10 protein-coding genes and 1 tRNA gene are annotated in these 10,225 nt (G+C 74.5%); 4 read left to right on the top strand and 7 right to left on the bottom strand.

Annotated features, from left to right (window positions below; all coding sequences use genetic code 11):
• Positions 1 to 68: 68 nt before the first annotated feature.
• From pth to ACTJIY_RS05315, 7 genes are all read right to left on the bottom strand, one after another.
• The gene (gene pth / locus ACTJIY_RS05345; RefSeq protein ID WP_253052893.1) at positions 69 to 671 is read right to left on the bottom strand and encodes an aminoacyl-tRNA hydrolase; all 603 of its coding nucleotides are present in this window, start codon (positions 669 to 671) and stop codon (positions 69 to 71) included.
• Positions 672 to 823: 152 nt separating this feature from the next.
• Complete coding sequence (locus tag ACTJIY_RS05340) at positions 824 to 1,420, bottom strand: 50S ribosomal protein L25/general stress protein Ctc (protein ID WP_253052891.1); 597 nt, start codon at positions 1,418 to 1,420, stop codon at positions 824 to 826.
• 315 nt (positions 1,421 to 1,735) lie between these two features.
• Positions 1,736 to 2,464: a GOLPH3/VPS74 family protein gene (locus ACTJIY_RS05335; RefSeq protein ID WP_440674899.1), complete on the bottom strand. Its 729-nt coding sequence runs from the start codon at positions 2,462 to 2,464 to the stop codon at positions 1,736 to 1,738.
• A gap of 91 nt (positions 2,465 to 2,555) precedes the next feature.
• Positions 2,556 to 3,152 carry an SIMPL domain-containing protein gene (locus tag ACTJIY_RS05330; protein WP_440674898.1) on the bottom strand — a complete coding sequence of 199 codons (597 nt, stop codon included), beginning with the start codon at positions 3,150 to 3,152 and terminating at the stop codon, positions 2,556 to 2,558.
• A 26-nt stretch (positions 3,153 to 3,178) separates the two neighbouring features.
• Positions 3,179 to 4,162, bottom strand: coding sequence for a ribose-phosphate diphosphokinase (locus tag ACTJIY_RS05325; protein ID WP_253052885.1), 984 nt, complete (start codon positions 4,160 to 4,162; stop codon positions 3,179 to 3,181).
• Between the two features lie 68 nt (positions 4,163 to 4,230).
• Positions 4,231 to 5,907, bottom strand: coding sequence for a bifunctional UDP-N-acetylglucosamine diphosphorylase/glucosamine-1-phosphate N-acetyltransferase GlmU (gene glmU / locus ACTJIY_RS05320; protein WP_440674897.1), 1,677 nt, complete (start codon positions 5,905 to 5,907; stop codon positions 4,231 to 4,233).
• Positions 5,908 to 5,937: 30 nt separating this feature from the next.
• Positions 5,938 to 6,009 (bottom strand) — tRNA-Gln (locus tag ACTJIY_RS05315).
• 252 nt (positions 6,010 to 6,261) lie between these two features.
• Between ACTJIY_RS05315 and ACTJIY_RS05310 the strand changes: the two genes are divergently transcribed.
• The 4 genes from ACTJIY_RS05310 to ACTJIY_RS05295 all read left to right on the top strand — a co-directional run bounded on the left by ACTJIY_RS05310 (position 6,262) and on the right by ACTJIY_RS05295 (position 9,952).
• Complete coding sequence (locus ACTJIY_RS05310; protein WP_253052881.1) at positions 6,262 to 6,864, top strand: TetR/AcrR family transcriptional regulator; 603 nt, start codon at positions 6,262 to 6,264, stop codon at positions 6,862 to 6,864.
• Positions 6,865 to 6,974: 110 nt separating this feature from the next.
• Positions 6,975 to 7,661 (top strand): hypothetical protein, encoded by a 687-nt coding sequence (locus tag ACTJIY_RS05305; protein ID WP_253052879.1) that lies wholly within the window; start codon positions 6,975 to 6,977, stop codon positions 7,659 to 7,661.
• A 105-nt stretch (positions 7,662 to 7,766) separates the two neighbouring features.
• On the top strand, positions 7,767 to 8,747 hold the full coding sequence (locus tag ACTJIY_RS05300; protein ID WP_440674896.1) for an ABC transporter ATP-binding protein: 981 nt from the start codon (positions 7,767 to 7,769) through the stop codon (positions 8,745 to 8,747).
• Positions 8,744 to 9,952 carry an ABC transporter permease gene (locus ACTJIY_RS05295; protein ID WP_440674894.1) on the top strand — a complete coding sequence of 403 codons (1,209 nt, stop codon included), beginning with the start codon at positions 8,744 to 8,746 and terminating at the stop codon, positions 9,950 to 9,952. Before ACTJIY_RS05300 ends, ACTJIY_RS05295 begins: the two co-directional genes overlap by 4 nt.
• Positions 9,953 to 10,225: the final 273 nt, after the last annotated feature.

Below are 10,225 nucleotides of genomic sequence, written 5' to 3'. Positions count from 1 at the left end.
GGGCCGGAGAGGGGGACGAAGGGACCTCACCCGGGTGAAAAGGGGCGTCACGACGCGCTCGACGCGGCCTACGCCCTGGTGTGGAACTTCCCCTGGGCGGCGAGCAGGCCCTCGGTGAGCAGCATCTCGACGGCGTCCGCGGCGTCGTCGAGCAGGAACGGGAGCTCCTTGGCCTCGGGTCCCTTGAAGTCCTTGAGCACGAAGTCCGCGGTGTCCTGGCGGCCCGGGGGGCGCCCGACGCCCCCGCGCACGCGCACGTAGTCCTTGGTGCCCAGGGCCTTGCTGATGTCGCGCAGGCCGTTGTGCCCACCCTCGCCGCCGCCGATCTTCAGCTTCACGGCGCCGAACGGGATGTCGACCTCGTCGTGGACCACGACGACGTGGTCCGGGTCGATCCCGTAGTACTTCGCGAGCCCGGACACAGGTCCCCCGGAGACGTTCATGTACGTCGTGGGCTTCGCGAGGACGACGCGCGGCCCGGGCCGTCCGCCCGGCAGCATGCCGATGCGGGCCTCGGCGACGGCGGCCTGCGCCCGCGGGTGGCGCGCGAACCGTGCGGCGGCGCGCCCCGCGAGGACGTCGAGGACCATGTGGCCCAGGTTGTGGCGGTTGCCCGCGTACGTCGGCCCGGGGTTGCCGAGCCCGACGACGAGCCACGGCTGGTCGGTCATGTCGTCCCTCGTCCTTCGTCCGGGTCCCGCCCCGGGCGGCACGCCGGCGGGAGGTGGTGCAGGTGGTGGTGCGGGCGCACGGACGCCCGGCACCGTCACGGTACCGGGCGTCCGACGCGGGTCGTCGTGGCGTCAGCCGACGACGGGGAGGGTCACTCCGCGGCGGCCTCGGCCGGGGCGGCGTCCTCGGCGGCCTCGTCCTCGGCAGCCTCGACCTTGGGCTCGCTGACGATGAGGACGTCGGCCGAGGCGTCCGTCACGAGCGTGACGCCCTCCGGCAGCGTGACGTCGCCCGCGTACACGACCGAGCCGGCCTCGAGGCCGTCGACGGAGACCTCGATCGCGTCGGGCAGGCGCGTCGCGTCCGCCTCGACCACGAGGGTGAGCTGCTCGAGCAGGTGGATCGTGCCGGGGACGGGCTCGCCGACGACGTGCACCGGCACCTCGACCTCGACCTTCTCGCCCTTCTTCACGATGAGGAGGTCGACGTGCTCGATGACGTTGCGGACCGGCTCGCGCTGGACGTCCTTGGCGATCGCGAGCTGGGCCTTGCCGTCGAGCTCGATCGAGAACAGCGCGTTCGAGTGCTTGAGCGCCATCATCGTCTCGTGACCCGGCAGGGTCACGTGCAGCGGGTCGGTGCCGTGGCCGTAGAGGACCGCGGGGATCTTGCCGGCGCGGCGGACGCGGCGGGCGGCACCCTTGCCGAACTCGGTGCGGGCCTCGGCGGCGAGCTTGATCTCAGACACGTGGATCACTCCTGGAAGAACGTTGCGGGCCGGCCGCCAGTGGGGAGCGGTCGGCTGTCCGGACGGTTGAGAGGGCCACCCGGACGGGCGGCTGCGTCGGCGCGGGACGAATGACGGGCGCGCAGGAGGACGACCGCCCAGTCGATAACGGAGATCCAACAGGTCTGGCTGACACTCGCGGTCCCGCGCCGCCGGTGTGCTCACCGGTCCAGCGCTGCCGGCCGTCAGACGTCCCTCGCCGAGGCAACCTGACTACTGTACCCGGGCGGGACGGCCGGACGAAACCCGCGCCCGCTCCCCGCCGAGGACCGGGGGTCAGCTCGTCGCTGCCGCGGTCGCGGCGACCGTGGCGCCCACGAGGATCGCCGCGGTGACCTCCTCGACGTAGGCGCGCACCGCCTCGCTCGCCCAGCTCTGCCGCGCGATCTCCCGCGCACGGGCGTCGACGGCGCGGCGCCGCGGCCCCGTCGCCTCGTGCCCGGCGTCGGCCACGGCCGGTGCGCCGGGCGCCCCGCCCGCCGCGAGCACCCGGCCCGCCTGCCCGGTCGCCGCGAGGATCGCGACCAGGGCGGCCGTCCGCAGGTCCGGCGCACCGCCGTCGACCAGGACGCGCCACAGGTCGGCCCGCACGCCCTCCTCGTGGCGCGTGTCCGCCGCGGGCCATCGCGTGGTCGGGAAGATCCCGAGCACGCGGCCCTCCTCACGTCGCAGGACCCCGCGCTCGGCGAGCGAGGCGATCGCGCGGGACGCCGGCTTGAGCTTCGCGAGGGGCGCCACGAGCGCCTTGGGCTTCGACCCCTCGCGCGACCGCACGACGGTCAGCGCCTCGTCGAGCAGCGCGTTGCCGGTCGGGGACGCGTCCCGTACGACGATGCGGCCGACCCGCCCGCCGTCGCCGTCGCCCGCGAGGTCCGCGCGCCCCAGGAGCGCCAGCTCGACGAGGAGCGCCCCCGCGGCGACCTGCTCGCGGTACGAGGCGTCGACGACGGCCTTCCCGGTCACGTCGTCGAGCGTGAGCAGCAGGTAGTCCTCGAGGATGAGCATGGTCCTCACGCTACGGCGCGCACCGGCCGGGGACACCTGCCTTTTGTCATGGCCGAGGCGTGCGAGGCGCACGGTCGCCCGCCGCGCGACGTCAGTCCGCGAGCTCCCAGCGGACGGTGACGCTCGCACGGACCTCCTGCGTGCCCGGCTCGACGACGAGCGCGTCGCTCGCGGCCTTGGCAGCCATCAGGCGCGGCACCGGGCCGGGCCCGCCGACGTCCTCGCGGACCTCCACGACCGGGCCGAGCGAGCGGCCCGCGAGCCGGGCGTACTGCTCGGCGCGCGCACGGGCGTCGGCGAACGCGGCGTCGCGCGCCGCGACGGCGAGCGGGCCGGGGTCGCCGACGGCGAGGCTCGTCGAGTCGAGGCGCGCGACGGGCCCCGCCGCGTCGAGGGCGGCGCGGACGATCTCGCCGCACGCCGCGACGTCGCGCACGGTCGCGCGCAGGGTGAGCCGTGCCGTCGTGCGCGGGCCGTCGTCGCGCTGCTCCGTCCACGTCGACGTCTGGGACGTGCGCACGTCCGCGGCGTCGACGCCCGCCGCGACGAGCGCGTCATGCGCCGCGGCGAGCCCCGCGTTCGCCCGGTCGAGGGCCTCCTGGACGCCGGGCGCGCTCGACTCCGCGCCCAGCTCGACGACCGCGACGTCCGGTGCCGCGGTCACCGCCCCCTGACCGGTGGTCGTCACTCCCGAGCCGCCCACGACCCCTCCCGTCAGCTGTTGCCGTCGAAGAGCGAGGTGACCGACCCGTCGTCGAACACCTCGCGGATGGCGCGCGCGACGAGCGGCGCGATGGAGAGCACGGTGAGCTGCGGGAACTGCTTGTCCGCGGCGATGGGCAGCGTGTCGGTGATGACGACCTCGCTCGCCCCGCACTCGGAGAGGCGCTGCGCCGCCGGGTCGGACAGCACGCCGTGCGTCGCCGCCACGATGACCGACCGCGCCCCCGCGGCGAGGATGACGCGCACCGCCTCGGCGATGGTGCCGCCGGTGTCGATGAGGTCGTCGACCAGCACGCAGTCGCGGCCCTCGACGTCGCCGACGACGCGGTTGGCGACCGCCTGGTTCGGGCGCGTCACGTCGCGCGTCTTGTGCACGAACGCGAGCGGCCCGCCGCCGAGCTTCGCGGCCCACTGCTCGGCGACGCGGATGCGGCCGGCGTCCGGAGAGACGACCGTGACGTTCGACGTGTCGACGCGCGTGCGCACGTAGTCGGTGAGGATCGGCATCGCCCACAGGTGGTCGACCGGGCCGTCGAAGAAGCCCTGCGTCTGCGCGGCGTGCAGGTCGACGCTCATGAGGCGGTCCGCGCCCGCGGCGGTGAACAGGTCGGACATGAGGCGGGCCGAGATCGGCTCGCGGCCGCGGTGCTTCTTGTCCTGGCGGGCGTAGCCGTAGAACGGCTGGACGACCGTGATGGTGCGGGCCGAGGCGCGCTTGGCCGCGTCGACCATGAGCAGCTGCTCCATGATCCACTGGTTGATCGGCGCGGTGTGGCTCTGGAGGATGAAGACGTCGGCGCCGCGCACCGACTCGCCGAACCGGACGTAGATCTCGCCGTTCGCGAAGTCGTACGCGGTCGTGGGCAGCAGGTCGATGCCCAGCTCCCGCGCGACGTCGTTGGCCAGCTCGGGGTGCGCGCGCCCCGAGGCGAGGACGAGGGACTTCTCCCCGTTGCCGGCGATCGTGCTGCTCATACCAGTGGGTTCCTTCGGTGGTGTTTCCGGGTGCGGGGTAGGTCTGAGGAGGTCTCGGCCGGTCGCGGTCAGTCTGCCGTGGTCGCGGGGCGACCGCCACGCAGCGCCTCGAGCGTGTGCTCCAGCTCGGGCCCGGGCGGCGGCGGGGTCGGGCGCTCGGCGGTCGCGGCGGCGCTCTGGTCCGCGAGCTGCGCCTGGGCCTGCGCACCGAGCGGCGGCGCCTCGGGGTCGCTCGCGCGCGCGGCGGCCGCGGCGTCGGCCGCCGGGGTGCCGGGGCGGCGGCGCTCGACCCAGCCCTCGATGTTGCGCTGCTGCCCGCCGCTCACCCCGAGCGCACCCGCGGGCACGTCGCGGCGGATGACCGAGCCGGCGGCGGTGTAGGCGCCGTCGCCCACGGACACCGGCGCGACGAACATGTTGTCCGCGCCCGTGCGCGCGTGCGAGCCGATCACCGTGCGGTGCTTGTGGACGCCGTCGTAGTTGACGGTGACCGACGCGGCGCCGATGTTCGTGTGCTCGCCGATCGTCGCGTCCCCCACGTAGGACAGGTGCGGGATCTTGGAACCCTCGCCGATCTCCGCGTTCTTCGTCTCGACGAACGTGCCGATCTTGCCGTGGGCGCCGAGCACGGTGCCGGGCCGCAGGTAGGCGAACGGGCCGACGGACGTGCCCGCCCCCAGGACCGCGAGGCTGCCGTGCGTCCGGGTCACCGTCGCGCCCGCGCCGACCTCGGTGTCGGTGAGCGTCGTGTCCGGGCCGATCGTCGCGCCCTCGGCGACGACCGTCGCCCCGTGGAGCTGCGTGCCGGGGAGCAGGGTCACGTCGCGCGCGAGCTCGACGTCGACGTCGACCCACGTCGTCGCCGGGTCGACGACGGTCACGCCCTCGCGCATCCAGTCCTCGAGGATCCGGCGGTTGAGCTCCGCGCGCAGCGTCGCGAGCTGCACGCGGTCGTTGACGCCCTCGACGATCGTCGGGTCCGCCGAGACGAGCGCCCGGACCGTGCCGCCCTCGGCGCGCGCCGCCGCGACGACGTCCGTCAGGTAGACCTCGCCCTGCGCGTTGTCGCGGCCGAGCGTGCCCAGGCCGCGCCGCAGGACCGCGGCGTCGAACACGTAGATCGACGCGTTGACCTCGCGGATCGCGCGCTCGTCGGCCGACGCGTCCTTGTGCTCGACGATCCGCTGCACGTCGCCCGACCCGTCGCGCACGACGCGCCCGTAGCCGGTCGCGTCCTCGAGCTCGGTCGTCAGCATCGTCACCGCGTTGCCGTCCACGACGTGCGCGGCGAGGAGCTGGGCGAGCGTGCCGCCGTCGAGCAGGGGGGTGTCGCCCGCGGTCACGACCACGGGGCCCTCGAGCCCGTCGCCGAGGCCGCGCCCCTCCTCGCCGTCGGGCACGCCGTGCAGCAGCGCCTGCGCATGGGCCTTGGCGTCGAGCGCGGCGAGCGCGCACTGCACCGCGCGCCCGGTGCCGGGGATCTCGTCCTGGTCCACGACCACCACGTCCGGGTCGACCGAGACGGCGTGCTCGGCGACGCGGTCGCGCTCGTGCCGCACGACGACGGCGAGCAGCGCCGGGTCGAGCGAGCGCGCGGCGACGAGCACGTGCCCGAGCAGGCTGCGACCCGCGAGCGTGTGGAGCATCTTCGGGGTGGACGACTTCATCCGCGTGCCCTCGCCGGCGGCGAGGACGATCACGGCAGCGGGGGCGACGGCGGGGTCGGTTCCCTGCTGAGCTTCCATGGGTGTTCCCCTCGGGATCGGTGGCACGAGCTCCGCCCCCAGGACTCGAACCTGGACCAAGGGCACCAAAAACCCTTGTGCTGCCGATTACACCAAGGCGGATCGGACCCGGCGACGCTCGCGCCCGGTGCGTTCCCGGGCCACGACGGGCGGGGTGGGTCCGGGAACAGTCTGCCAGGTCGCTCCCCGTGCCCGACGCCGGTCGTGCCCGTCTCGTCCGGTCCGCACCCCGGTCCCCGCTCACCGTGGTAGTTGCCTGCGCCACACCCGTGCGCGTGCGCACGCGGGGCGCGGCGGCGGGTGCACGGCATGATGGACCCCGTGGCCGAGTCCAGACGCACCCCCCGATCCCGCATGACCGCGAGCCAGCGGCGCGAGCAGCTGCTCGCCGTGAGCCGCGGGCTCTTCGCCGAGAAGGGGTTCGAGGGGACGAGCGTCGAGGAGATCGCCGCGCGCGCCGAGGTGTCCAAGCCCGTCGTGTACGAGCACTTCGGCGGCAAGGAGGGCATCTACGCCGTCGTCGTGGACCGCGAGGTCCAGGCGCTCACGGCGGCGCTCTCCGGCGCGCTCGACGAGGGCGGCCACCCCAAGGTCCTGCTCGAGCGCACCGCGCTCGCGCTCCTCTCCTACATCGAGGCGTCCGAGGACGGGTTCCGCATCCTCGTGCGCGACTCCCCCGTCGCCCAGGCCACGGGGACGTTCTCCAGCCTCATCGGCGACGTCGCGACCCAGGTCGAGCACCTGCTCGCCCACCAGTTCCGCACGCGCGGTCTCGACCCGAAGGTCGCGCCCATCTACGCGCAGATGCTCGTCGGCATGGTCGCGCTCACCGGGCAGTACTGGCTCGACGTGCGCTCGCCCAAGAAGACCGAGGTCGCGGCGCACCTCGTCAACCTCGCGTGGAACGGCCTCGCGGACATGGAGAAGCGCCCGCACCTCATCACGACCAAGTCCTGACGCGTCCGTCCACGGGGCGCCCGGGGAAACTTCTCCGAACCCGCGTCATGGCGCCCGGGCGCACCCGTCTCTCCTTGCGGAAGCACGAGACCGACGAAGCGGGGCACTTCATGCACGGGCACGACCGGTCCACCGACCGCACGCACGAGGACCGTCGGGACGAGATCCGTCCCACGGTCTGGGGGTACTCGACCTGGACGACGGCGCGCTGCCTCCACGGGGCCGTCGCCGGGGCGCCGGACCGCATCGTCCAGCGCACCGACGTGCTGGTCCCCGGCCTGACCCCCCGCGAGCTCGACCGGGTGCGGCGGCACGCCGAGTGGCACGCGTCGGTCGACGGCGTGCGCCTGGGGCTCGTCGCGGGCGCGGCGACCGCGATCGCCGCCGTCCTCGTCGGGCACGCCCTGGAGCCCGTCGCCCTCGTCCTCGTCGCCGCGGTCCTCGGCGTCTCGGCCGCGCTCCTCACGCGCGTCCTCCTGCACGTCGCCGGCCCCCGGCTCTCGCGCGTCGAGCGCCGGGCCCTGCGCGACGCCGTCGAGATCCGACGCGTGCGCATCGCGCCCCCGACGTCGGCGGGCATGCGCGTCCTCGTCGCGATGAGCGCCGTCGAGTCGGTCTCCGCGCGTCTCGACGAGCGGGAGGCCGCGATCGCGCGCGAGCTCCTCTGGGCCGCGCTCGACGCCGTCCGGCGCGACGACGTCGCCGACGTCGACCACGCGACCGGCGCGATGCTCCGCCTCACCGTGCGGGCCGCGCGCTCCCCCCTGCCGCCCGTGCGCGACGAGCACCGGGGCTGAGCGCCCGCCCCGGTCCCGGGGACGGCCCGCCCGGGCCGTCGGGTGGGTGCAGGACGTGACATCTGTCCCGTGCCGGACGCGCGACCCCGTGGTTGTCTGGGGCGCATGGCGACACTCGAGATCGACTCGCTGACCAAGACCTACGGCGACGTGCGCGCCCTGCGCGGGACGTCGTTCGACGTGCGCTCCGGGGAGATCTTCGGCTTCGTCGGCTCCAACGGCGCCGGCAAGACCACGACCATGCGCATCGTCCTCGGCGTGCTCGCCGCCGACGGCGGCCAGGTGCGCTGGGACGGGCGGCCGATCGACCTCGCCGCGCGGCGGCGCATCGGCTACATGCCCGAGGAACGCGGGCTCTACCCGCGCATGAAGGTCGGCGAGCAGCTCGTCTACCTCGCGCGGCTGCACGGGCTGTCCGCCGCCGAGGCGAAGGACGCGATGGAACGCTGGACCACGACCCTCGGCGTCGAGGCCCGCCGCGGCGACGAGGTGCAGAAGCTCTCGCTCGGCAACCAGCAGCGCGTCCAGCTCGCCGCCGCGCTCACCCACGACCCCGAGCTGCTCGTGCTCGACGAGCCGTTCAGCGGGCTCGACCCCGTCGCCGTCGACGTCATGAGCAACGTGCTGCGCGACCGCGCCGAGGCGGGCGTCCCCGTCGTCTTCTCCTCGCACCAGCTCGACCTCGTGGAGCGCCTGTGCGACCGGGTCGGGATCATCAAGGACGGCGCGATGGTCGAGGTCGGCACGATCGACGAGCTCCGCCGGACCGAGACCGAGAGGTGGGTCGTGGACGGGCCGCCCGGGGCGACGTGGATCGGCGCCGTGCCCGACGCACGGGCCGTCAGCCTGGAGGGGTCCCGCACCGTCGTCGAGCTCGCGCAGGGCGACCAGACCGCGGGCGACGGCGCCGCCGTCGACGGGGCGAGCGGGCGCGAGCAGGCCGTGCTGCGCGCGGCGCTCGCCGCCGGACCGGTGCACGAGTTCTCGCTCGTCCGGCCGTCGCTCACCGAGCTGTACCGCGACGTCGTGAGCGCCGAGGAGAAGCCGGCCGCCGCGGCCGCCGAGACCGTGGAGGTGGGGGCATGAGCACGGGGACCTCGTTGACGTCCTGGGGCGCGATCCGCCTCGTCGCGAGCCGCGAGATCATGACGCGGCTCCGCTCGAAGTCGTTCGTCTGGCTCACCGTGATCCTCGTCGGCGCGGTCGTGCTCGGCGGGCTCGTGCTCAACGCCGCGAGCTCGTCCGGCCCGACCGCCGAGCGCGTCGGCGTCACGCCGCAGACCGCCGCGCTCGCGGAGTCGATCGAGGCCACGGGCGGCACGCTCGGCACCGAGGTCGAGACCGTCGACGTCGCCGACGACACCGCGGGCGAGGGCCAGGTGCGCGACGGCGACCTCGACGCCCTCGTCACCGGCTCCGCCGACGCGCCCACCGTCGTCGTGGACACCGAGCTCTCCCCCGGCCTCACGGCCGTCTTCACGACCCTCGCCCAGCAGACCGCGCTGTCCGACGCCGTCGCGAGCCTCGGCGGCGACCCCGCCCAGGTCGCGGGCGACATCGCGACCGCCGAGCCGACCGTCCGCACGATCGGCGAACCCAGCGAGTTCGACCCGACCCGCTACGTCACCGGCCTCGTCACCGGGATCCTGCTCTTCATGGCCATCATGATCAGCGGCCAGCTCATCGCGCAGGGCGTCGTCGAGGAGAAGACGAGCCGCGTCGTCGAGCTCCTGCTCTCGACCGTCCGGCCCTGGCAGCTCATGGCGGGCAAGGTGCTCGGGATCGGCCTGGTGGGGCTGGGGCAGGTCGCGCTCGTCGTGCTCGCAGGCGTCGGGACCGCGCTCGGCCTCGGCCTCGTCGACACGTCGACGATCGACCTCGGCACCGCGGCCGTCTGGGCGCTCGTGTGGTTCGTCGTCGGGTTCGTGAGCTACGCGCTCCTCATGGCCGGCCTCGGCGCGCTCGTCTCGCGCCAGGAGGACGTCGGCGCCGTCACGACCCCCGTCACGTTCCTCATGATCGTGCCGTACGTCGTGGGCATCTCCGTCGCGCCCTGGGCCCCGGACAACCCGCTCGTCGTGTGGCTGTCGTTCGTCCCGCTGTGCTCGCCGCTCCTCATGCCCGTGCGCATCGCGCTCGGCAGCGCCGAGACCTGGGAGGCGCTCCTCGCGCTCGGCCTCTCGCTCGCCGTCGTCCCCGTGCTCGTGTGGCTCGCCGCGAAGATCTACTCCAACGCGGTCCTGCGCACCGGCGCCCGCGTCCGGCTCAAGGACGCCCTGCGCACCACCTGACCCGGGGCCACGCGAGGTAGAACCGTGGTCGGCCGAGGTAGAGCCCTGGTCGGCCGAGGTAGAGCCCTGGTCGGCCGAGGTAGAGCCGTGGTTGGTCGAGGTAGAGCCGTGGTCGCGCGGGGTAGAGCCGTGGTCGCGCGGGGTAGAGCCGTGGTCGCGCGGGGTAGAGCCGTGGTCGTGCCCGACGGCGTGTGGTCGCGTTGGGTGGTCGGGGTGGGTGGTGGTGCCGCGTCTACCATCCGCCAGGCCCGACCACGACGCGGCACCACCACC

This window comes from Cellulosimicrobium sp. 22598 (assembly GCF_052044445.1).
Classification (GTDB): domain Bacteria; phylum Actinomycetota; class Actinomycetes; order Actinomycetales; family Cellulomonadaceae; genus Cellulosimicrobium; species Cellulosimicrobium cellulans_G.
The sequence above is the reverse complement of the archived record's forward strand: the minus strand, read 5'-3'. Positions and strand labels throughout refer to the sequence as shown.

Excerpts from the sequence above, each read along its gene's own strand:
- pth (WP_253052893.1), bottom strand. The coding sequence starts at position 671 with ATGACCGACCAGCCGTGGCTCGTCGTCGGGCTCGGCAACCCCGGGCCG.
- ACTJIY_RS05335 (WP_440674899.1), bottom strand. The coding sequence starts at position 2,464 with ATGCTCATCCTCGAGGACTACCTGCTGCTCACGCTCGACGACGTGACC.
- ACTJIY_RS05325 (WP_253052885.1), bottom strand. The coding sequence starts at position 4,162 with ATGAGCAGCACGATCGCCGGCAACGGGGAGAAGTCCCTCGTCCTCGCC.
- glmU (WP_440674897.1), bottom strand. The coding sequence starts at position 5,907 with ATGGAAGCTCAGCAGGGAACCGACCCCGCCGTCGCCCCCGCTGCCGTG.
- ACTJIY_RS05310 (WP_253052881.1), top strand. The coding sequence starts at position 6,262 with ATGACCGCGAGCCAGCGGCGCGAGCAGCTGCTCGCCGTGAGCCGCGGG.
- ACTJIY_RS05305 (WP_253052879.1), top strand. The coding sequence starts at position 6,975 with ATGCACGGGCACGACCGGTCCACCGACCGCACGCACGAGGACCGTCGG.
- ACTJIY_RS05300 (WP_440674896.1), top strand. The coding sequence starts at position 7,767 with ATGGCGACACTCGAGATCGACTCGCTGACCAAGACCTACGGCGACGTG.
- ACTJIY_RS05295 (WP_440674894.1), top strand. The coding sequence starts at position 8,744 with ATGAGCACGGGGACCTCGTTGACGTCCTGGGGCGCGATCCGCCTCGTC.